Here is a 22,493-nt window from a genome sequence, read left to right on the forward strand (position 1 = left end):
TGCGAGCCTTATTAAGCACTTGCTTTGGTGTTAGAGATCAATGTGCCGACACCTGTGTCGGTAAAGATTTCTAATAGCGTAGCATGAGGTACTCGACCATCAATAATATGCGCGCTAGTCACACCGGAATTTACAGCGGATAAAGCACAACTGATCTTTGGTAGCATGCCACCATAGATGGTACCGTCAGCAATCAAGGCATCAACTTGTGCCGTGCTTAACCCGGTTAAGACATTGCCTTGTTTATCCTGAACCCCTGAAATGTTTGTCAGCAACATCAGTTTTTCCGCTCCGACGGCTTCAGCTACCTTACCAGCCACTAAATCCGCGTTGATGTTATAGGCATGGCCTTCTTCATCTACGCCGATAGGCGCAATGACAGGGATCAAATCGCTGCTTTCAAACAGCTTGAGGAATTTGGTGTCGACACTGGCGACTTCACCAACATGGCCAATGTCCACTTGTTCTGGTGCGCTTGCGCCTTCTACTTGTTGCTTCACAAAAAGTTTCTTGGCCTTGATGAAGTGGCTGTCTTTCCCTGTGATTCCAATGGCTTTACCACCAGCTTCACAAATGAGGTTAACGATTTCTTTGTTGACCTGACCGCCAAGGATCATTTCCACTACGTCCATTGTCGCCGTGTCGGTAACGCGCATGCCATTGATGAACTTTGATTCAATGTTGAGTTTTGCCAGCATATCACCGATTTGTGGGCCACCACCGTGTACCACTATTGGATTAATACCGATGGCTTTCATTAAAACGATGTCTCGAGCAAATCCAGCTTGTAGTGTTTCATCTGTCATAGCGTTGCCGCCGTATTTAATGACTAATGTTTTACCAGCAAAGCGTTGAATGTAAGGTAGAGATTCGCTCAAAACCTTAGCAACATCTAAAGCAGACTCACGAGAAAAAGCCACGTTTTAATTACTCCTGTTAGCCAAACGAAAAGGTTGCCTGTTATCTAGTTCAGTAAATTGGAAGAGAGCTAGATATCCAGCATTAAAATATTACTCCGCTATGTTAAAACGATGACATACAAGGCGGATAACGAGTGTAAGCAACCACTTAGGGTTGAAATAATAACGTGAACTTGGCGGATTAACTACAGAAAAATGTATGAAAATTACCAATTACTGACTTATGAAAGTAAAAAATTGGACAAGGGTTGAAGATGGTTGAGCTAGGCTGGTCAGCACGAGAAAAAGGGTGAGTTTTACTCACCCTTTTAATGTGGTTTTTTATTTTGTGCCGGTATGACCGAAACCGCCAGCGCCGCGTTCGGTCTCTTCAAATTCTGTCACGATATCAAATTCTGCTTGTACGACCGGAAGTAAAACAAGCTGTGCAACACGTTCACCAGGCTCGATCACAAAGCTGGTGTTGCCACGGTTCCAACAAGACACCATTAGCTCGCCTTGGTAGTCTGAATCGATCAGGCCAACTAGGTTACCTAACACGATACCGTGTTTATGACCTAAACCAGAACGCGGCAAAATAGTCGCCGCCAGATTTGGGTCTTGAATATAAATGGACAGACCAGTCGGTAATAAAGTGGTTTCACCTGGTGCCAATTCGATGGACTTATCTAGGCAGGCTCTTAAGTCTAATCCTGCTGAGCCCTCGGTGGCATAGGTTGGTAATGGAATGTCGTTACCAATTTTATCGTTAACGATTTTTAGTTGAATAGCTTGTTTCATGAGAGTCTCTTAATCTGCTGATGAGGATTGAGTGTGTTGGTAAATATGTTCTACCAGCTGCATGGCCAGTTGTTGTTTGCTGGCTTTTTCTGGTGACCATGTTTTCTCGTGTGTGATCACGGTGACTTGGTTTTCGTCCTGATTAAAACCGATGTCACTGCGTGACACGTCATTGGCAATGATCATATCTAAGCCTTTGCGTTCAAGTTTGTCTTTCGCGTAGGCGATCACGTCTTGTGTCTCAGCGGCAAAGCCAACCATACAATTTGCGCCTTTCTGTTCGGCAATCGTGGCAATAATGTCAGGGTTTTTCACTAAGGTCAGTTGCAGTTCATCCCTGTTGGTTTGCTTCTTCATTTTTTGATTGCTTTGGGACTTCATTTTGAAATCCGCCACCGCCGCGGCACCGATAAAGACATCGGCTTTTTGCGTCATGACTTGCTGGCAAGCTGCCAACATGTCGTCAGCACTTTTTACTTTTATTAACGTCACACCTTGAGGAGCCGAGATGGCCACAGGTCCAGAAATTAAGGAGACCTTAGCCCCACGCCGTTGGGCTGCTTGAGCTAGTGCATAGCCCATTTTACCAGAACTGTGGTTGCTGATATAACGTACAGGGTCGATGGCTTCCATGGTTGGCCCTGCGGTAATTACCCAATGCTGGCCAGTTAAATCTTGTGGTTTGGCACCCGCCGCTAGATAGTCATTCACATTGGAGAAAATGTCTGCAGGCTCACTCATACGTCCAGGACCAATGTCGCCACAAGCTTGCGCGCCATCGGCAGGTCCAATACTTAACACTCCGCGCTCGGTTAATAGCCTTGAATTGGCTTGAGTGGCAGGGTGGCGCCACATCGCTTGGTTCATTGCTGGAGCAATTAGCACAGGAGCTTCGGTGGCTAAACAAAGCGTGGTTAATAAGTCATTGGCCATACCTTGTGCATAGCGTGCCATAAAGTCCGCTGACGCAGGCGCAATAACAATTAGATCTGCCCATTTTGCGAGCTCTATGTGTCCCATACCGGCTTCAGCTGTCGGATCGAGCAACGTGCTTCTTACCGGTTTACCTGATATGGCCTGCAACGTCATTTCCGTTACGAAGGCTTTGGCACCATCTGTCAAGACAACTTGAACGTCCGCACCAGCTTTCGTCAGAAAACGAATTAATTCAATGCTTTTATAAGCGGCAATGCCGCCAGTAATACCTAATAAAATACGTTTTTCCGCTAGGTTTGACATAAAAAACTTCTCAAGTCGTTCACTGATCTATATGGTTAGTTTTGTAGGCAGGAAGCCGAATACAACAAGATTATCATGGATCAAGGAGTAGATCATGAGTATTAAACACTGGCCTGAACAAGATCGCCCACGGGAAAAACTTATCCATCAAGGTGCGACGTCACTTTCCGACTCTGAGTTGCTGGCGATTTTTTTACGCACTGGGTCTCATGGTTTAAGTGCTGTGGAAATGGCGAGACAGTTGCTGCAGCATTTTGGTGGTTTACGCGCTTTGCTTTCAGCCAGTCGAGAAGAGTTTTGCCAAGGCTTTGGGTTAGGGGACGCGAAATACACCCAACTGCAAGCTGTGCTGGAAATGTCGAAGCGTCATTTGCAAGAGCAATTGATGCGAGAGACGGTATTTTCCAGTGCCGAGCAGGTTCGTGCCTATTTATCCTCACAGTTACGCCATGTGCAAAGAGAAATCTTCGCTGTGCTCTTTTTGGATTCCCAACACAGGTTGATTCGTTACCAAGAGCTCTTCTTAGGTACCATAGATGCTGCTGCTGTGTATCCACGGGAGGTTGTGAAAGCTGCTTTGCAGTATAATGCGGCGGCTGTCATCATAGCGCACAATCACCCCAGTGGTGTAGCAGAGCCGAGTCAAGCTGACATCAGTATTACGAGTCGAATTAAATCAGCGTTAGAACTGATTGATGTGCGCTTATTGGATCATTTTGTGGTAGGTGATGGTTCTCCTGTGTCATTAGCAGAAAGAGGTTTGGTGTAGTTTTTTTCATAGGGTTGTGTCTGTATATGTCTATTATGACTAACCTGATCATTTTTTGACAAATTATTTGATTGCGGAGCTGTGCTGTGAGAGAATTCGCGCCGCTATTCCTCGGTACGGGATATTTTTGGTTTATTCGGAACCATGCTCCGCCTGAGGAAGTGAAGCACACTTCCAATAATTTCTGGATAGCAAAAGGTATTTAATTATGTCTCGCGTATGTCAAGTTACTGGGAAGCGTCCTGTTACAGGTAACAACGTTTCTCACTCAAAGCGTCGTACTAAACGTCGTTTTCTTCCAAACCTTCACTGGCACCGTTTTTGGGTCGAAGGCGAAAACCGTTACATCCGTTTACGTGTATCTTCTAAAGGTATGCGTATTATCGATAAAAAAGGTATTGAATCAGTTCTTGCTGAAATTCGTGCCAACGGCGAAAAAGTATAAGGATCTGAATCATGGCTTCTAAAGGCGCTCGCGATCTTATTCGCATGGTATCTTCCGCTGGTACTGGTCACTTTTACACAACTGACAAGAACAAGCGTAATACTCCAGACAAACTAGAAATGAAAAAGTTTGATCCTGTAGTACGTAAGCACGTAATGTACAAAGAAGCGAAAATTAAGTAATTTTTGACTTCTTCAAAAAAACCGACTCATTGAGTCGGTTTTTTTGTATCTAGTAGATATACTTTGTTCGTTTGGTCAGTGTTTTATCCGTCTTGTTCTTGGGGGTAGTGATGCCTGAATTACCTGAAGTGGAAACCACGATGCGCGGTATTGAACCGCATTTAGTGGGGCAGAAAATCGCCAAAATAGATATTCGCCAGCCACAATTACGCTGGTTGATTACACCTGAGTTAAGCGAAGATATTTTAGGTCAGGAAGTGGTACAGGTATCACGTCGGGGTAAATACATAGGTGTTCATACGACAAAAGGCACCATGATTATCCATCTAGGCATGTCGGGTAGCTTGTATTTTGTACCAGCAAATACGCCGCCTTTGTTTCATGATCATGTAGATTTTCAGATTGCGGGTGTGAATCAATGGTTGCGTTATACAGATCCTCGTCGTTTTGGTGCCATCTTGTGGACTACTGGAGATTGGTTACAGCATGACTTATTGAGTCATCTTGGCCCCGAACCTTTGTCTAATGCCTTTGATTTGGATTATTTCTATGCCAAAGCCAAAGGCCGTAAAGTACCGATTAAAACCTTCGTAATGGACAGTAAGGTGGTGGTTGGCGTTGGCAACATTTATGCGAATGAAGCTCTGTTTATGGCGGGTATTCGTCCAACGCGTATGGCAGGGAATATTTCCAAAGTTAGAATGCGGAAATTGCTTGAGTGCATTAAAATAGTGCTTGCCAATGCGATCAAACAAGGTGGCACGACATTGAAAGATTTTGTCGGTGGGGATGGTAAGCCTGGGTATTTTAAACAAGAGCTGGCGGTGTATGGCCGGGCTGGTTTGCCATGTACCCAATGCCAGCAGGTTTTAGCGGAAGTTCGTCAGGCGCAACGCAGTACGGTGTATTGTGCAAAATGCCAAACCTGACTCTTTGTTCAATTTAGGCACAAGAATTGCTGTAAATTAGTTTGATTTCGTCAATCAAAGGGAAGTTTTTCGAGTGCCTCTCGGAATTTGCGCAAAAACCTTGATTAAAATGTGCATATTTCGTTGCGGTATTGTTTGAATAGGTTTATTTTTGACCAGTTAGGCAAGGTTGTATTGCCTAGATTAATTACATAAAAAGAGGAATAGGAATGAAAGGTGTCTTTATTGCGTCAGTAACGGCGTTGGCCATCTCTGCAAGCATGGCTCAAGCAGCTGATCCAGCTGTGGTATACGACCAAGCGGGTAAATTCGATAAGTCTTTTAACGAAGGCGTATACAATGGCGTGAAAAAGTACACGTCTGAAACAGGTATACAAGTTCGTGAATTTGAGCCAAAGAACGAAGCTCAGGTTGAACAGGGTCTTCGTCGTTTAGCAAAGCGTGGTTACTCTCCTATTGTTGCCGTTGGTTTCAACATGTCTTCTGCTGTTGAGAAAGTCGCGAAAGACTTCCCAGAAATTCATTTCAGCATCATCGACAGTGTGATTGATCTACCAAATGTTCAGTCTATCGTTTTTAAAGAGCACGAAGGTTCTTTCCTTGTTGGTGCGCTAGCCGCCATGGCATCTAAAACCGATGCAGTGGGTTTCGTTGGTGGTATGGATATTCCTCTTATCCGTAAATTTGGCTGTGGTTACGAGCAAGGCGTGAAATACGTAACGTCTGATGCAACGGTTCTACAGAACATGACAGGGTCTACTGGTGCGGCATTTAATGATCCAACCAAGGGTTCTGAGCTTGCGAAGAGTCAGTTCTCTAAAGGTGCTGACGTTGTTTTTGCAGCGGCAGGCGGAACAGGTATCGGTGTTTACCAAGCGGCGAAAGACGAAGGTAAATTAGCGATCGGTGTCGATTCTAACCAAAACCATTTGCAACCAGGCACTATGCTAACGTCTATGGTTAAACGTGTTGATCTAGCAGCATACAATACTTACAAGAGTGCCGCAGATGGCTCTTGGAAGTCAGGTGTTGTGGTTCTAGGTTTGGCTGAAGGCGGTGTTGACTGGGCGCTTGATGATAACAACGCGAGCCTAATCACGGCCGACATGAAATCTAAAATCCAAGATATCCGTGCTAAAATTATCGGCGGAGATATCCAGGTTCATGACTACATGTCAGACAACACTTGTAACTACTAAGTTACGATGAAAACAGTTGTCCGCTGGTGCGGGCAACTGTTTTTTTTATGTAAAGTATTTCATTCATAATGCTAGGACGCGACTGAATGGAAATTTAAAGAGCCTATCTGTAGACGATATAGATAACTAGGGGCTTTTTAATTTAAGAGAGATCTTGTAATACAAAACACCCTAAGGTGTTTTCGCTTTAGAGGTAGACTCTAAGCGTTCCATTTAAGCAGACGAATAACTTTTTGATATGACGAATAATACAGTGCCATTCGCAATAGAATTGCGAGATATCAGCAAACGCTTTGGTGCCGTTCAGGCCAACAAAGACATTTGCTTACAAGTTCCGGCTGGTACCATTCACGGCATTATTGGTGAAAACGGTGCGGGTAAATCCACTTTGATGAGTATCATTTATGGTTTTTATGAAGCCGATACTGGGTTCATCGAAGTAGACGGCAAACGAGTTGATATTCGTAGTTCACAAGACGCGATTGATGCTGGCATTGGCATGGTGCATCAGCACTTCATGTTGGTGGAAAATTTTAGTGTACTTGAGAACGTTGTCTTAGGTGCAGAGGGCGGTGCTCTACTAAAAGGTGGTTTGACTGCGGCTAGGGATGAGCTTCAACGCCTAGCGAAAGAGTACAGCTTAGACATTGATGTAGACGCAATCGTTGAAGAACTTCCGGTTGGTTTGCAGCAACGTGTGGAAATCTTAAAGGCTTTGTATCGCGGTGCTCGCATCTTGATATTAGATGAGCCAACTGGGGTATTAACACCGCAAGAAGCGGACCATCTATTCCGTATTTTGAAATCCCTTAAAGAGCAGGGAGTGACGGTACTGTTAATTACCCACAAACTTCGTGAGATTATGGCCTCAACGGATAACGTTTCTGTTATGCGTCAAGGTGAAATGGTTGCTCACCGTGAAACTCAGCACACCAACACGCAAGAGTTGGCTGAGTTAATGGTCGGTAAGAAAGTTCGTTTAACGGTGAATAAAGACGACGCTCAACCAAGTGACGTTTTCCTTTCCGCGAAGAATTTGACGCAATTTGACAGCCAAGGTGTGAAACGCCTGAAAGAAGTCAGTTTGGAATTGCGTGCGGGTGAAATTCTAGGCATTGCTGGTGTGTCGGGTAATGGTCAGAGTGAATTGCTCAATGTCTTATCTGGCATCACGCCGATGAATGCAGGCGAAATACAGTTTGCCGGTCAAAGCATTACCGCTAAATCCCCAAAAGATGCGGCGCAAATGCGTGATTTAAAAATGGCCCATGTACCAGAAGATCGTCATAAGATGGGGCTTGTTACAGGCTTTGAGGCTTATGAAGCGGCGGTCCTTGGTTACCATAACTCTTCCTCCTATAACGGTAAGATTCTAATGGATCATAAAGCCATGTTAGAGGAATGTCAGGTGCGTATGGCGGATTGGGATGTACGTCCACCTAATCCTCATTTAAAAACTGCAAATTTCTCCGGTGGTAATCAGCAAAAAATCGTTATTGCTCGTGAAGTGGAGCAAAATCCAGATGTGCTGTTGATTGGTCAACCGACTCGAGGCGTCGATATTGGCGCGATTGAAAACATACACGAACAAATTGTTAAATTGAGAGACTCAGGCAAAGCCATTTTGCTTGTGTCAGTAGAATTGGATGAAATTATGGCATTGAGTGATCGCATCATAGTGATGTTTGATGGTGCAGTCGTTGGCGAACTTGATGCTAAAGACGCGGATGAACGAACCCTTGGTCTGATGATGGCTAATGCCTACAACAAAGAAGAACAAGGAGTATCAGCATGAGTGAAGCAAAAGTGCCAGCTTGGGTGAACATTGCGCTGATTCCTTTTTTGAATATTTTATTGGCCTTTATTGTTTCTGGTTTGGTGATTCTAGCAATCGGTGAGAACCCGATTGAGGCGGCTGGCTATTTGGTCTACGGTGCGTTCGGTTATGACGAAGGTATTGGTTACACCTTGTATTACGCCACCAACTTAATTTTTACTGGTTTGGCGGTTTCTGTCGCCTTTAAAGGTGGCTTGTTCAATATCGGTGGTGAAGGTCAGGCGTATATTGGTGGTTTAGGGGTTGGGTTAGTGTGTCTGGCGTTCGATCACACGATGCCGCTTTATATTATTGCGCCATTGGCGATTATTGGTGCCGCAGTATTTGGTGCTGCATGGGCTTACATTCCGGCTTATTTGCAAGCGCGTCGTGGTAGTCACATCGTGATCACCACCATCATGTTTAACTTTATTGCTTCTTCTTTAATGGTTTACCTAATCGTAAACTGGCTAAAAGAAGATGGCCGCATGGCCCCTAATAGCCGAACGTTTGAAGAAAGTGCTTGGTTACCTTACTTACATGAACTTTTGTCGCCTCTGGGGATTGATATTGGTGATTCGCCATTGAACTTGGCCTTTATTATCGCCTTGATTTGTTGTGTGTTTGTCTGGGGATTGATCTGGCACACTCGCTGGGGTTATCAGTTGCGTACCTTGGGCACCAATCCAACGGCAGCACGTTATGCGGGCATCGATACCGCCAAAGTGACTATCTGGGCGATGTTGATTTCCGGTGGCCTAGCAGGTTTTGTTGGTATCAATGAAATCATGGGTGTAAACCACAATCTGTTGCTGAACTTCACCGCCGGTTATGGTTTTGCTGGTATTGCGGTTTCCTTGATGGGGCGTAACCATCCTATTGGTATTGTGCTAGCGGCGATCCTGTTCGGCGCCTTATACCAAGGTGGTGCTGAGCTAGCATTTGAAATCCCGACTATCACGCCTGAGATCGTTGTTGTGATCCAAGGTTTGGTGATTCTCTTCTCTGGTGCACTTGAACACATGTTTAAAGATCGTATCGAAGGCTTTTTTATTCGCAGAGCGGTAGCGTAGGGGAACCATTATGTTTGAAACATTAATACTTATGTTAGACGCGACCATGCGAGTGTCGACACCACTGATCTTTGCTGCTTTGGCTGGTCTGTATTCAGAACGTGCAGGCATCGTAGATATCGGTCTGGAAGGTAAAATTTTGGGCAGTGCGTTTGCGGCTGCAGCAGGCGCGGCTATTTTTGGCTCTGCTTGGATTGGTTTATGTTTTGGTATCATGGCGTCCATTTCACTGGCAATGATCCACGGTTTTGCGTGTATTACGCACCGCGGTGATCACATTGTCTCTGGTGTCGCCATCAATACGATCGTCGCGGGTTTGACGGTTACCTTGTCTATGGACTGGTTTGGTATGGGTGGACAAACTCCTACTTTGTCAGGTGACGCGCGTTTCCTGTCCATTACCCTGCCATTTGCAGATGCTTTAGCGGATGTCCCTGTGATTGGTTTGATCTATTCCGAATTGTTAAGTGGCCATAATATTTTGGTGTATTTAGCGTTTGCAATGGTGCCGATGACATTTTGGGTGGTGTATAAAACCCGTTTTGGTTTACGTTTACGTGCTGTGGGTGAAAACCCACATGCGGTTGATACTGCTGGTATTTCGGTTGCCTTCATTCGTTACCGAGCTTTGATTGTTTGTGGCATCTTGTGTGGCTTGGCCGGGGCTTACCTGTCGACAGCGCATAATGCAGGCTTCCTAAAAGACATGAGTGCGGGTAAGGGTTACATGGCACTGGCTGCCTTGATCTTCGGTAAATGGCGTCCTGTCCCAGTGTTATTTGCTTGTTTGCTATTTGGTTTCCTAGATGCCGTTGCTGTTCGCATGCAGGGTGTGGTGTTACCTGGCATTGGTGAAGTGCCAGTTCAGGCTATTGAGGTCTTGCCTTATGTCTTAACGGTACTGCTTCTTGCTGGTTTTATCGGTAAAGCAGTAGGTCCAAAAGCGATTGGTCGACCCTACGTGAAAGAGCGAGCTTAATATGTCGGATGTAAAGCAAAGCGGGCAGTTGTTTGATCTTGCTAAAGCCGCGATGAGCCAAGCCTATGTGCCGTACTCTCATTTTACTGTGGGCGCGGCGATTCTGACGGCATCTGGTGAGCTGTATTCTGGCTGTAATGTGGAGAATGCTTCCTACCCAGAAGGGACTTGTGCGGAAGCTGGCGCCATTGCCGCCATGGTTCGTGACGGTGAGACACAGATTAAAGAAATCTACGTGATGGGGGAAGGGGATGCATTGGTGACACCTTGCGGTGGTTGTCGTCAGCGTATTCGCGAATTTTCTTCTGCGGACACCATGATTCACATTTGTGGACCAGAAGGGGTTCGCAAGTCTTTGACGATGAATGAGTTATTGCCTTTTTCGTTCGGGCCAGAAAATCTTGTTTAAGCAGTCAGTAAGACGAAAAAAAACCAGTTCACTTCATGAACTGGTTTTTTGTTTTGTGAGACCTCAAAAATGTTAGCTTTGTCGTGTGCTATCAGCGAGTTCGCTCAATAGGGCGCGTTGTGCGCTGCGATATTCGCCTTTTCTTGGCTTAGACAATTGGTATGAACCGTCACTTTGCAGAATCCAGCTTTGTGTATTGTCTGTTAAGTAATATTCCAGCTCTTTTTTCACACGACGTACTTGTTTGTAATCCTGTAATGGGAACGCGACTTCAATTCGGTTATTGAGGTTTCGATCCATACCATCGGCACTGGACAAATAGACGGCAGGGTTACGATTATTGTAGAAGTAATAAACACGAGTATGTTCTAAAAAGCGACCAATAATACTGCGTACTCGGATATTCGATGAAATGCCTTTAATGCCAGGGCGAAGAGTACAAATACCACGCACAATCAAATCAATCTTAACACCTGCCTGTGAAGCCTTGTATAGGGCCTGTACAAGCATCTGTTCGGTCAGAGAGTTGACCTTGATAATGATGCGAGATGGATCGCCGTTTTGCGCATTTTTTGCTTCACGATCAATCATTTCCAGCAGACGATTACGGAGTGTGAAAGGGGCGTGCAGAAGCTTTTTCACCTTCAGCTCTTTACTCATTCCGGTGAGCTGTTGGAAAACGCGATGCACGTCATCCCCGATTTCTTTGTTACACGTCATGAAGCTGTAATCCGTGTACAGCCTAGCGTTACCTGCGTGATAGTTGCCTGTACCTAGGTGCACATAACGGGTAAGGTTGTTGCCCTCACGACGCACAATCAAAATCATTTTGGCGTGGGTTTTATGACGTACGACACCGTAGACCACAATTGCGCCTGCGTCTTGAAGTCGACTGGCCAAGGCTAGGTTTTCTGCTTCGTCAAAGCGAGCGCGTAGCTCAATAACAACCGTCACTTCTTTACCATTTCGAGCTGCTTCGACTAAAGCGTTAGCAATAGGAGAGCGAGCACCCGTTCGATAAAGGGTTTGGCGTATTGCTACCACGTTCGGGTCTTTCGCAGCTTCGCTTAATAAGTCGATAACAGGCGAAAAACTCTCGAACGGGTGCATTAATAAATAATCGCGCTGACGAATTGCTTCAAATAGTCCACCTGCGCTCGCTAGCTTTCTTGGTAAGCCAGGAGAGAAAGGAGAGTACATCAAATCAGGACGATCGACTAACTCTAATACGGCCATTAAACGACTTAGGTTCACTGGTCCGTCAATTTGATATAAATCTTGTGGCTCAAGGTCAAATTGCTTGAGTAGGGAGCTAACAATATGGTCAGGGCAGTTTTCTGCAATCTCGAGACGAACAGAGCTACCATAATGGCGACTTTGTAATTCGGTTCGAAGCGCACCCGCCAAATCTACGCCAATATCATCGGAATCCACTTCTAAATCGGCGTTACGAGTGAGTCGGAATTGATAGCAACCTTTGACCGTCATGCCAGGAAACAATTGATCAGCGTGAGCGTGAATAATTGAAGACAGGAAGACCATGTTGTCGCCGCCTTCACTGACATCGTCAGGCAGTTTCACCAAACGCGGTAAGGAACTTGGTGCAGGTACAATGGCCAGTCCGTTTTCACGGCCGAAGGCATCGCGTCCTTCTAGCTCAACCACAAAGTTAAAGGTTTTGTTCGCCAGCCTAGGAAAAGGGTGCGCTGGGTCCAAGCCAATCGGGCTGATAATAGGCAGTACATTATCTCTAAAGTAGCGACGTACCCAGTTGGATTGTTTGTCTGTCCAGAGGGTACGGCGAATAAATTGCACATTCTCTTCCGCTAATTTAGGGAAGATGATGTCATTGAGTATACGATATTGGCGACGTACTAATTTGTGGGCATGCTCACTGATTAGATTCAGCACCTTCTTTGGGTGCATGCCATCTGGGCCGTTTTTCTCGCGGCTGTATTCCAGCTGGCTCTTTAATCCAGCGACACGAATTTCGAAGAATTCGTCCATATTGGAGCTGAAAATACACAAAAACATCAAACGATTGAGAATCGGGTGGTTTTCATCCATGGCCTGTTCAAGCACGCGGGCATTGAATTGCAGGTGACTTAACTCTCGGTTGAAATACAGTTCAGGATCGCCCAGATCAATTTCTTCTGGTAAGCGTTCCTCAATGGCCATCTTGGTCGGGTCTTGTGGTTGCTCTGGAATTGGCTCAAGAACCAATTCGGCATCCAGTTCCATCGGCGATGCGGTAGGAACGTCCTTTTTTTCAACGTCGTTAACAGGCTGCTCAGACATGTGCTTCTATTCTCTCCAAATACCTTTATATGTTGTTGGTATTCCTTGTCTTTGCTGCTTTCAATTGTTGAAAGCAGCAATAAACAAATTACACCAATGCCGCCTGCTGGTCACCAGATTCTCTGGTTTTATTTCAATATTTATGAAATTAAAGAAAATAGGAATCGGTTCTTCCCTTCTTTAACCTTTTAGCAGGCGAGCTGCGTCTTTTGCGAAATAGGTTAATATGCCGTCAGCTCCGGCACGTTTAAACGCCAGCAGTGATTCCATCATCACCGAGTCTTTATCTAGCCAGCCTTTTTCAAAGGCAGCCATGTGCATGGCGTACTCACCACTGACCTGATAGGCAAAGGTGGGCACTTCTAATTCACTTTTAACACGACGAACGATGTCCAAATACGGTAGCCCTGGTTTCACCATGACCATGTCGGCGCCTTCGTCTAGATCCAGCATGACTTCTCGAATGGCTTCATTAGAGTTCGCCGGATCAATTTGATAGGTGAACTTGTTGCCTTTGCCGAGGTTGCCGCTTGAGCCAATCGCATCACGGAATGGACCATAGTAGGCGGATGCGTATTTCGCGGCGTACGCCATGATCAAGGTGTTAATGAAGCCTTCTGTTTCCAACTCTTCACGGATTTCACCAATGCGACCATCCATCATATCTGACGGAGCAACCACATCAGCCCCCGCCTGAGCATGAGACAAAGCTTGCTTCACAAGCGTGTCAACGGTGACATCGTTCAAGACATAGCCATCATCGTCGATGATGCCATCTTGTCCATGTGTGGTATAAGGATCAAGGGCCACATCCGTTAACACACCAAGCTCTGGAAAGGCTTGTTTTAGTGCACGAACTGCTCGTTGAACTAGACCATCTGGATTATAGGCTTCTTCGGCGAGGAGCGATTTTTTATCCGCTGCGATGACCGGAAATAAAGCCACAGTAGGGATGCCTAACTCGACCAATTCTTTGGCTTCATCTAGTAGGAAATCAATAGAGACACGCTCAATGTTTGGCATGGAAGGGACCGCTTCGCGAACTTGTTCCCCTTCAATAATAAACATTGGGTAGATCAGATCGTCTGCAGTGAGTCGATGCTCACGCATCAAACGACGAGAAAAATCGTGTTTACGCATGCGGCGCATACGAGTGTATGGAAAGGTCATCCACATATCTCCTTTTCGCAGTGTAGGAATGTACGTTAGTTATGTGACAATAATAAGACAGCGTCATGAGGAAAGCCTTGCGATTAGGCAATTCGAGAGGCTTTACCCCATTATTTACTCAGTTAGCGCTTTATTGGAGTTCTGCTTCCGCTGCTTCCGCTGCTTCGAGTTCTTCTTGTGCTTCAAACCAAGCTTCTTCGCTTTCTTCTAATGACTTTTTCCATTGCGCTTCGTCACTGAGTAAGGCTTGTAATTTGTCTTTTTGACTCGCTTCATAAAGGCTGGAATCGGCCATTTTCTCAGAGATTGCATCCAGCTTGTTTTGCGCCATTTGGACGGCTTTTTCATGCTGCTCTATTTGTTTGCGCAGTGGTCGTAGTTTTTCGCGAAGTTCTGCGGCTTTTCGTCGCTCTTCTTTACGATCAACTTTGTCTACTTTGACTTCCTGCTCACCTTTTTCTTCTCTTAGCGATTGAGCTTGTCGAGCTTGTAACCAAGCATGATACGCGGCCAGATCACCATCAAAGGCTTGAATCTGGTGGTCAGCGACCAAATAGAACTCGTCCACCGTACTGTTTAACAAATGACGATCGTGTGAAACCAGTAAAATCGCCCCTGGAAACGCTTGCAAGGCTTCGGTTAAGGCCTGGCGCATTTCGAGATCCAAGTGGTTCGTTGGCTCATCGAGAATCAGTAAATTGGGTTTAGTCCAAGCGATTAACGACAGGGCCAGACGGGCTTTCTCTCCGCCAGAAAAGCCTTTTACAGCACGCAACGCGTCGTCCCCAATAAAGCCAAAACCGCCTAGGTAGCGGCGAATATCGCTTTCTAACACTTTGGGTGACAGCCTTTGTATGTGCAAAACAGGGGAGGCTTCCAAATCCAGCGCGCTAAGTTGGTGTTGTGAGAAATAACCAATGGCTAGGTTTTCGCCTGTGACTCGATCACCGGATAAAAGCGGAATTTCCCCCACAATGGATTTGATCAAGGTCGATTTACCCGCGCCATTTGGGCCCAGTAAGCCAATGCGTTGCCCATCGCGTATAGCAAAGTTGGTATTGCCAAGTTGTTGTGTTTGGACTTGTTGTTCTGATGTATAGCCTAGATTCGCTTGAATCAGGTTAATCAGCTGTTGAGAGGTTTTTTCGGCCACAGGAATACTGAATTCGAACTGGGAATCAATGTGCGCAGGTCCGATGAATTCCATTTTCTCCAGCATTTTTAAGCGGCTTTGAGCCTGTTTGGCTTTGTCTGCTTTGTAGCGAAAGCGATCCACATATTGTTGTAGGTGGGCTCGCTTGGTTTGTTGCTTTTCATAGTTGGCTTGCTGTTGGGCAAGATGCTCCGCTCGTTGGCGTTCGTAGTCAGAATAGTTACCTTTATAAAGCGTCAGCTTTTTCTGATACAGGTGCACAATGTGGCTACAAATACCGTCGATGAAATCTCGGTCATGGGAAATCAATAATAGGGTGCCTGGGTACTGGCGTAACCAGTTTTCTAACCACATGACAGCGTCTAAATCTAAGTGGTTGGTCGGCTCATCAAGCAGTAACACGTCAGAAGGACACATTAAGGCTTTAGCAAGGTTTAATCGAATGCGCCAACCACCGGAGAAATCCGATACAGGTTTGTGCATGTCAGACATTTTAAAACCGAGACCTTGCAATAATGTCTCGGCGCGGGATTCTGCCGTGTAACCTTGCGCGTTCTCAAACTCCGCGAGCCAAGTGGCGTGAGCATGATTATCCCCAGTGGTTTCGGCTTGCAAGATGTTCGCTTGTATTTTTCTGAGGTTGTCATCGCCATCAAGACAATAGTCCAGTGCTGAGCGTTGTGTTTCCTCAACTTCTTGCGCCATAAACGCAATACGACGCTGGCCTGGCAGGATGACTTCACCTGTGTCTGCTTGTAACTCGCCTTTGATCATGGCAAACAGAGAGGATTTACCGGCGCCATTCGCCCCGATAAGACCGACTTTTTGGCCTTCGAAAATGGTGAGGTCGGCTTCTTCCAATAAGAATTGCGTGCCACGTTGTAAACTGACTTCGGTGAATTGAATCATATAAGCGAACTGTCTCTTACCTCAAAAAACGAGGACTAATGTCTGTGTGGGGGTATTTTAGAGCGCCCTAATAAGAAACGAAATAGCAAAGGTGGTGGTTACACTGTTTTAAAGTGGATGATTGCTTTTCGCGAGGGTAAAATGGCGCGCATCTATGTTATGAATTTTATCATCAGCTTTGAGCTGAGAAGGTGCTTTTTGTGAATAATTTATCAGTGAATGAGATTCAACGCTTTTCGTTTGATCACACCAATGTGCGTGGTGAGCGAGTGTTGTTGAACAGTGCGTATCAAGAAATCATTCAGCGTAAAGAATACCCTTTACCATTGGAAAAGCTATTAGGCGAATTTGTCGCCGCCATTGCTTTGTTGCGTGACATTATCAAGATAGATGGTGTTTTGTCCATGCAAGCCAAAGGGAATGGTTTCCTTTCTACTTTGATGACGGAATGCGATGAATTCCAAAACTTGCGCGGCATTGTGCAATGGGATGAGGAGCAAACCGTACCAGACACGCTTTCGCTGAAAGAACTGCTGGCTGGTGGGTATTTGGTAATCACCATTCAGCCACGCAATGGTCAGCGTTATCAAGGCATTGTGGAAGTGGTTGGTGATACTTTGGCAGAATGTCTAGAACAATATTTCTTGCAGTCTGAGCAGTTACCAAGTCGGGTTTGGCTAGCGGCGAATGGTTCTCAGTGTGGTGGCTTGTTCTTACAGCGATTGCCGCAAGAACAAGCCAAAGCGGGTGATACCGATGCTTGGGACCGTTTTACGCATCTTGCCTCAACGGTATCAGAAGATGAGCTGTTGGGATTGGATACAGAAACCTTACTGCATCGTTTGTATCATGAAGAAGAAGTGCGCATGTACGACTCGAAACCAATGCAGTTTGGTTGTTCATGCTCTCGTCAACGTATGTTGGATGCCGTGATGTCATTAGGGGCGGAAGAAATTCGTCAGCTGTTGATTGAGCAAAGTGCCATTAAGGTCGATTGTCAATTCTGTGCTGAACAGTATGAATTCAAAGAGGCCGACCTAGTCGATATGCTAGGAGATCAGGCACAAACGCACTAAGCGAGTGCTTTTTCTATGATCAATACTTGGCGTGGTTGACCAAATCTCGCCAAGTGATGATGCCAATCACATGATCTTCCTCGTCGACGACGGGGAAGCATGAAATATCCACTTTTTTGAGCCAAGCTAGAATTTCTGTAATCGGAGTATCAGCTTTTACGCGAATTGGCTGACGTGTCATGATTTGATGGGCGGCACGATTCAGTGTGTCTAGGTCTCTTGCTTGCTCTGACACGCTGTCAATGAATGGGCTTACCAAACGTAATATATCTCGGTCCGAGATGATGCCAACCAGACGACCATGTTCGGTAACCGGCAGGTGGTGAAAACCATGTTGCTGGAGCAGGTTTTTCACTACAGGCACTCTTTCGTCCATGTCGACACAGATAACATTGCTCACCATAATGTCTTGGGCTTTCATTGCTTAAGTCTCCATGCCAGTGAAAATTGAATTTCGTGCAGTGATAACGAATATTATGAATTAATTATAGATGCAAAATCGAAGCAGGTTTTTTGTTAATGTCTTAAAAATCCTATTTCTTGTCGCTAAAGTCAATAAAATGTCATAGATCGTGTTACTCGAAATGTGAATATATCTACAAACTTAGACTAAGGTCTCAAGACATTGGTGACAAAATCCGTATAATCACTTTTTATCCACTTAGAATCCTTTTTGGCTTGTTTGTTTTTTAATCTAGCTGCTTGCCAATGCAAACAAAAGCATTCTGAGGAACCGAGAAGAAAGTATTGCAGTACCTCCTCTAATAATAACTAGCTGCTGGCCAAAAGCCCCCTTTCTACATCAGTCTCAACTTTACAATTGGGTATGACACGGCGAAATTTTATGACTTCAAATTTAGTAGACGTTTTACTCGTCGGCGGCGGTGCTATGAGCACCACTCTAGGCGTATTGCTAAAACAACTTGATCCTAATATGTCCATCTTAATGGTGGAGCGTTTAGACAGTGTCGCAAAAGAAAGTACGGATGGTTGGAATAACGCAGGGACAGGACATGCCGCGTATTGCGAATTAAATTACACCTCAGAAAATTCAGATGGTTCTGTGAACATTGATAAAGCGGTGAGCATTAATGCGGCTTTTGAAGTGAGCTTACAGTTCTGGTCTTACCTAGTTGAAAAAGGGTTAATGCCAGCGCCGAAAGAATTTATTAACCGTGTACCTCATCAAAGTTTTGTTTGGGGTGAGCGTAATGTGAAAATGCTAAAAGCACGTCATCAAGCCATGAGTGCTCATCCGGCGTTTAAAGAAATGCAGTACACGGAAGACCGTGACACTTTGGCGCAATGGATGCCATTAATTATGCAAAATCGTGGTTCAGATGAGCCCCTTGCTGCGACCCGTGTTGAGCATGGTACTGATGTTAACTTTGGTGCCATTGCTCGTAACATGAGTAAGTTGCTGGAAGGGACGGATCAGTTTGAACTTAGCTTGAAGAGTGAAGTGACAGACCTTGAGCAAGGTTCAGATGGTCGCTGGAAAGTCACTTTAGACGTGAATGGTAAAGAGCGAGTAATTGACGCCAAGTTTGTTTTCTTGGGTGCAGGTGGTGGCGCGTTGCCGTTGCTGCAAAAGTCCGGTATCAAAGAAAGCAATGGCTATGGCGGTTTTCCTGTTAGTGGTCAATGGCTGGTTTGCGATAAACCAGAGTTGGTTGAGCAGCACTACGCTAAAGTATATGGTGCGGCTCCAATTGGTGCCCCGCCTATGTCAGTACCACATTTAGACACTCGTATCATTGATGGGAAAAAAGCCATTTTGTTCGGGCCTTTTGCAGGTTTCACCACGAAGTTCTTAAAAACTGGCTCATTCTTGGATCTGCCAAAGAGTGTTCGCTTCAACAACATCAAACCTATGTTGAGTGTCGGCAAGAACAACATGGACCTGACTCGTTACTTGATCAGTGAGGTGATGCAGTCTCATAAAGATCGTTGTAATTCTTTGCGTCAATTTTACCCAGATGCAAAAGACGAAGATTGGGAGTTGGCGTACGCAGGGCAGCGAGTTCAGATTATCAAGAAAGACGAGAAGGGCGCAGGCAAACTGGAATTCGGTACTGAAGCAATCACATCAGCAGACGGTTCTTTGGCTGCTCTGCTGGGGGCGTCACCTGGTGCATCGACTACAGTGAATACCATGATTGGCATTCTTGAGCGTTGTTTCGCTGATCGTTTAAATGACAGTGAATGGCAAGCGAAAATGAAGCAAATGGTGCCGTCTTACGGCGAGTCATTGGTTGAAAATACGGACTTGTTATTGACGATCCGTGATCGTACCCTGTCAACATTGGAATTAAAGCCATAAGCCGGTGTTCATGCCATTCAAAAGCTGGGAATGTGGCCCAGCTTTTTTGTATCCGTCAAATAAGTAGAGAGAAATTATGTCAGTAACCTTTGCCGATCGGGCAGATCAGCTGTGTGATAAATTGCGCGAACTAGAGCATCAAGCAGAAGAAGGGGATCAACTCTTTTATTGTGCTTATCTATTAGGCTTGCTGGGGTTGCACAGCAGTGTAGAAGGAGAGGGCGCGGATGAATTTGACTTCGCCTTTGAAGGGACTTTGAAAGAAACACTTGAATCCGAAGGCGTATCAGAAGCGGATCAGCAAGAAATCTTGCAGCTTTGGACGTCTGTGATAGCGTAAGCTGTCGTTCTTTGTATGCCATAAAAAAGAGAAGTCTTGGACTTCTCTTTTTTATTTTTGCTTTGCTGACTTCTTATTGCCTTCGCAGTAAATTTTAAAGTTGCGGCTTTTCTGGTCTTGGGGCATACGCAAAGACATCTGAAAAACAATTATTCTCTTTCAAGCCTTTTGCTTCAAGTTGGTCTAATGTGCCATAGACCATGCCGACTGAACCGCTGATGAAAGCCGCGCTGTCTGATAGATCTGGATGATCGGCTAATATGGCTTCATACAACCAACCCGTGCGGCCGTTCCACTCATCAGAACCATCATTAACCACAAGACTCACAGAGACGTTGTCATGTTGCTTGGCACTTTCTAACCACGCTTCTGCAAAGGTGTCTTGTGGCGTTCTAACGCCCCAATAAAAAGATATTTTGCCTTGAAAGCGACGTGCAACTAAGTCACTGAATAGACTTTTTACTTGAGCAAAGCCAGTACCGCCGGCAATAAGTAAGATGTGCTCAGAGTTCAGGCTCAGGGCTTCACTTTCTAGGTGGCAGTCTCCACCTGGTGCTTTTAAGCTGACTTCTGACGATTGGCGAAGATGTTCCACGACCTTGTGAGCAAGGGAGTCGGGGTCACTAACAAGAATGTATAGGGTCAGAAGTGGCAATTCGCCAGGCGCACTGCCAATGGAATAAGGCACTTGCTCGCCCGTCGGTAGCTGGATCATAACGTATTGACCCGAGATAAAAGAAAAGGAATCCATTTCCAATGTGACTTGATAAACATCTTTATTAACCAGTTCAACAGCCTTTACCTTGGCGGTCACTTCATTCATGTTGTTACTCCGTCGCGCATTTGTCAGCCAAAAGACAAATGTCCGTTATGCTTTCTAGAATGGAAAAAAAACCACTTATAAAAAGTGGTTTTTCAAGTTGTGTATCGACTTACTTATTCTTGCCTTTCATCGACTCGAAGAATTCGTCATTGGTCTTAGTGACTCGAAGTCGATCAATGAGGAACTCAGTAGCGGCAATGTCTTCCATTGGATTAAGTAGTTTACGAAGGATCCACATGCGTTGCAGTTCGTCTTCGGATGTCAGTAGGTCTTCACGACGCGTACCGGAACGACGAATGTTGATAGCAGGGAAGGTTCGTTTCTCAGCAATCTTACGGTCTAGGTGAAGCTCAGAGTTACCTGTACCTTTAAATTCTTCGAAGATAACTTCGTCCATTTTTGATCCCGTATCGACCAGTGCCGTTGCGATGATGGTTAAACTGCCACCTTCTTCAACGTTACGAGCCGCACCGAAGAAACGTTTTGGACGTTCAAGGGCATTGGCATCCACACCACCGGTTAAGACTTTACCTGAAGAAGGAATGACGGTGTTGTAAGCACGAGCCAAACGGGTAATGGAGTCTAGCAAAATGACAACGTCTTTCTTATGCTCAACCAAGCGTTTGGCTTTTTCGATAACCATTTCGGCCACTTGAACGTGACGTGCGGGTGGCTCATCGAAGGTAGAGGCGACCACTTCACCGCGAACGGTACGAGACATCTCAGTTACTTCCTCTGGGCGTTCATCGATCAATAGAACGATCAAATGACATTCAGGGTTATTGCGAGTAATGGAATTCGCAATATTTTGTAGCATAAAGGTTTTACCAGCTTTAGGTGGTGATACTACCAAGGCGCGTTGGCCTTTACCCATTGGGGCAACCAGATCGATGATGCGTGAGGTAACGTCTTCGGTTGAACCGTTACCCGCTTCCATGGCCAAACGGTCATCAGCAAAGAGAGGGGTTAAGTTCTCAAATAAGATTTTGTTGCGGACACTGTCTGGCTTGTCGAAATTAATTTCGTTTACTTTTAGAAGAGCAAAATAACGCTCGCCGTCTTTCGGTGGACGAATTTTCCCCGCAATGGTGTCACCTGTACGAAGATTAAATCGACGTATTTGGCTTGGCGAAACATAAATATCGTCTGGCCCAGCTAGGTAGGAACAATCTGGCGATCGAAGGAAACCAAAGCCATCTTGTAAAATTTCAAGGATACCATCGCCATAGATGTCTTCCCCACTTTTTGCATGACGCTTAAGGATGGAGAAAATAACATCTTGTTTGCGTGAACGAGCCATGTTGTCTAGGCCCATTTCTGATGCGATTTCTAAAAGTTCGTGTACTGATTTCTGTTTTAATTCGGTAAGGTTCATAAACGGGTTTGTATTAGCTCATTTGAGGAAAATTGACAGGATTAAAAGGGCTTCTTATTAAGCCAGACTAATCTGTGTCTGGAAGTATCTAACAATGTATCAGCCACTCGGCACCAAAGAAACGAGCAATGTTTTTAAAGTATGCTCTATTTATAAGGGCCCGGATAGGGCTAAGCCAATACAGCGCGAAACAATTTGATTGGAATCTTTCAGAGGCCATTTTTACTTAGCTCTTCATTAAGACCATCCATACTATAGATCGACTTAAAGGCAAGGTCTATAGAGA

At 45.3% G+C, this 22,493-nt stretch carries 21 protein-coding genes; 12 read left to right on the top strand and 9 right to left on the bottom strand.

The annotated features are described in order from the left end of the window. Nucleotides 1-11 precede the first annotated feature (11 nt). The 3 genes from argB to coaBC all read right to left on the bottom strand — a co-directional run bounded on the left by argB (nucleotide 12) and on the right by coaBC (nucleotide 2,939). Nucleotides 12-920, bottom strand: a complete 909-nt coding sequence (argB, locus tag ACHUFM_RS09190; protein ID WP_394181645.1) for an acetylglutamate kinase — start codon at nucleotides 918-920, stop codon at nucleotides 12-14. A 321-nt stretch (nucleotides 921-1,241) separates the two neighbouring features. Beyond that, complete coding sequence (gene dut, locus ACHUFM_RS09195; protein WP_063332435.1) at nucleotides 1,242-1,700, bottom strand: dUTP diphosphatase; 459 nt, start codon at nucleotides 1,698-1,700, stop codon at nucleotides 1,242-1,244. A 9-nt stretch (nucleotides 1,701-1,709) separates the two neighbouring features. Beyond that, complete coding sequence (gene coaBC / locus ACHUFM_RS09200; RefSeq protein WP_394181648.1) at nucleotides 1,710-2,939, bottom strand: bifunctional phosphopantothenoylcysteine decarboxylase/phosphopantothenate--cysteine ligase CoaBC; 1,230 nt, start codon at nucleotides 2,937-2,939, stop codon at nucleotides 1,710-1,712. A 94-nt stretch (nucleotides 2,940-3,033) separates the two neighbouring features. On the opposite strand from coaBC, the gene radC reads away from it, so the two are divergent. From radC to cdd, 9 genes are all read left to right on the top strand, one after another. Beyond that, nucleotides 3,034-3,708, top strand: a complete 675-nt coding sequence (radC, locus tag ACHUFM_RS09205; RefSeq protein ID WP_394181650.1) for a RadC family protein — start codon at nucleotides 3,034-3,036, stop codon at nucleotides 3,706-3,708. A gap of 208 nt (nucleotides 3,709-3,916) precedes the next feature. Then, nucleotides 3,917-4,153: a 50S ribosomal protein L28 gene (gene rpmB / locus ACHUFM_RS09210; protein ID WP_063332439.1), complete on the top strand. Its 237-nt coding sequence runs from the start codon at nucleotides 3,917-3,919 to the stop codon at nucleotides 4,151-4,153. An 11-nt stretch (nucleotides 4,154-4,164) separates the two neighbouring features. Then, nucleotides 4,165-4,335, top strand: a complete 171-nt coding sequence (rpmG, locus tag ACHUFM_RS09215; protein ID WP_011978459.1) for a 50S ribosomal protein L33 — start codon at nucleotides 4,165-4,167, stop codon at nucleotides 4,333-4,335. A gap of 110 nt (nucleotides 4,336-4,445) precedes the next feature. Next, a complete protein-coding gene (gene mutM, locus ACHUFM_RS09220) occupies nucleotides 4,446-5,264 on the top strand; it encodes a bifunctional DNA-formamidopyrimidine glycosylase/DNA-(apurinic or apyrimidinic site) lyase (RefSeq protein ID WP_394181653.1) in 819 nt (272 codons plus the stop codon). Nucleotides 5,265-5,473: 209 nt separating this feature from the next. Beyond that, nucleotides 5,474-6,463 carry a BMP family lipoprotein gene (locus tag ACHUFM_RS09225; RefSeq protein WP_394181655.1) on the top strand — a complete coding sequence of 330 codons (990 nt, stop codon included), beginning with the start codon at nucleotides 5,474-5,476 and terminating at the stop codon, nucleotides 6,461-6,463. A 238-nt stretch (nucleotides 6,464-6,701) separates the two neighbouring features. Continuing rightward, nucleotides 6,702-8,258, top strand: a complete 1,557-nt coding sequence (locus tag ACHUFM_RS09230) for an ABC transporter ATP-binding protein (RefSeq protein ID WP_394181657.1) — start codon at nucleotides 6,702-6,704, stop codon at nucleotides 8,256-8,258. Then, complete coding sequence (locus tag ACHUFM_RS09235) at nucleotides 8,255-9,352, top strand: ABC transporter permease (RefSeq protein WP_394181659.1); 1,098 nt, start codon at nucleotides 8,255-8,257, stop codon at nucleotides 9,350-9,352. Before ACHUFM_RS09230 ends, ACHUFM_RS09235 begins: the two co-directional genes overlap by 4 nt. Before the next feature lie 10 nt (nucleotides 9,353-9,362). Next, complete coding sequence (locus ACHUFM_RS09240) at nucleotides 9,363-10,331, top strand: ABC transporter permease (RefSeq protein WP_113873288.1); 969 nt, start codon at nucleotides 9,363-9,365, stop codon at nucleotides 10,329-10,331. A 1-nt stretch (nucleotide 10,332) separates the two neighbouring features. Next, on the top strand, nucleotides 10,333-10,740 hold the full coding sequence (gene cdd / locus ACHUFM_RS09245) for a cytidine deaminase (protein WP_394181662.1): 408 nt from the start codon (nucleotides 10,333-10,335) through the stop codon (nucleotides 10,738-10,740). A gap of 72 nt (nucleotides 10,741-10,812) precedes the next feature. Here the strand turns inward: cdd and ppk1 are convergent, their stop codons facing one another. From ppk1 to ACHUFM_RS09260, 3 genes are all read right to left on the bottom strand, one after another. Then, nucleotides 10,813-13,038: a polyphosphate kinase 1 gene (ppk1, locus tag ACHUFM_RS09250; RefSeq protein ID WP_394181664.1), complete on the bottom strand. Its 2,226-nt coding sequence runs from the start codon at nucleotides 13,036-13,038 to the stop codon at nucleotides 10,813-10,815. 180 nt (nucleotides 13,039-13,218) lie between these two features. Further along, the gene (gene hemB / locus ACHUFM_RS09255) at nucleotides 13,219-14,208 is read right to left on the bottom strand and encodes a porphobilinogen synthase (RefSeq protein ID WP_181799783.1); all 990 of its coding nucleotides are present in this window, start codon (nucleotides 14,206-14,208) and stop codon (nucleotides 13,219-13,221) included. 130 nt (nucleotides 14,209-14,338) lie between these two features. Next, nucleotides 14,339-16,270 carry an ABC-F family ATP-binding cassette domain-containing protein gene (locus ACHUFM_RS09260; RefSeq protein WP_394181666.1) on the bottom strand — a complete coding sequence of 644 codons (1,932 nt, stop codon included), beginning with the start codon at nucleotides 16,268-16,270 and terminating at the stop codon, nucleotides 14,339-14,341. Nucleotides 16,271-16,470: 200 nt separating this feature from the next. On the opposite strand from ACHUFM_RS09260, the gene hslO reads away from it, so the two are divergent. Next, the gene (hslO, locus tag ACHUFM_RS09265; RefSeq protein WP_394181668.1) at nucleotides 16,471-17,346 is read left to right on the top strand and encodes an Hsp33 family molecular chaperone HslO; all 876 of its coding nucleotides are present in this window, start codon (nucleotides 16,471-16,473) and stop codon (nucleotides 17,344-17,346) included. Between the two features lie 19 nt (nucleotides 17,347-17,365). On the opposite strand, the gene ACHUFM_RS09270 is transcribed toward hslO, so the two are convergent. Continuing rightward, nucleotides 17,366-17,767 (bottom strand): CBS domain-containing protein, encoded by a 402-nt coding sequence (locus tag ACHUFM_RS09270; protein ID WP_394181670.1) that lies wholly within the window; start codon nucleotides 17,765-17,767, stop codon nucleotides 17,366-17,368. A gap of 405 nt (nucleotides 17,768-18,172) precedes the next feature. Here ACHUFM_RS09270 and mqo point away from each other — a divergent pair, with 405 nt between their 5' ends. Both mqo and ACHUFM_RS09280 read left to right on the top strand, forming a co-directional pair. Continuing rightward, nucleotides 18,173-19,669 (top strand): malate dehydrogenase (quinone), encoded by a 1,497-nt coding sequence (gene mqo / locus ACHUFM_RS09275; protein WP_394181672.1) that lies wholly within the window; start codon nucleotides 18,173-18,175, stop codon nucleotides 19,667-19,669. Nucleotides 19,670-19,745: 76 nt separating this feature from the next. Further along, nucleotides 19,746-20,009: a hypothetical protein gene (locus ACHUFM_RS09280; protein WP_394181674.1), complete on the top strand. Its 264-nt coding sequence runs from the start codon at nucleotides 19,746-19,748 to the stop codon at nucleotides 20,007-20,009. Between the two features lie 94 nt (nucleotides 20,010-20,103). On the opposite strand, the gene ACHUFM_RS09285 is transcribed toward ACHUFM_RS09280, so the two are convergent. Together ACHUFM_RS09285 and rho are read right to left on the bottom strand one after the other, a co-directional pair. Continuing rightward, the gene (locus ACHUFM_RS09285; RefSeq protein ID WP_394181676.1) at nucleotides 20,104-20,832 is read right to left on the bottom strand and encodes an NAD(P)H-flavin reductase; all 729 of its coding nucleotides are present in this window, start codon (nucleotides 20,830-20,832) and stop codon (nucleotides 20,104-20,106) included. A gap of 109 nt (nucleotides 20,833-20,941) precedes the next feature. Then, entirely contained in the window at nucleotides 20,942-22,207 is a 1,266-nt protein-coding gene (gene rho, locus ACHUFM_RS09290; RefSeq protein ID WP_063332452.1) for a transcription termination factor Rho, read from the bottom strand. Between the last annotated feature and the right edge of the window lie 286 nt (nucleotides 22,208-22,493).

The organism is Marinomonas posidonica (genome assembly GCF_043643765.1).
In the GTDB taxonomy this organism is placed as follows: Bacteria; Pseudomonadota; Gammaproteobacteria; order Pseudomonadales; family Marinomonadaceae; genus Marinomonas; species Marinomonas posidonica_A.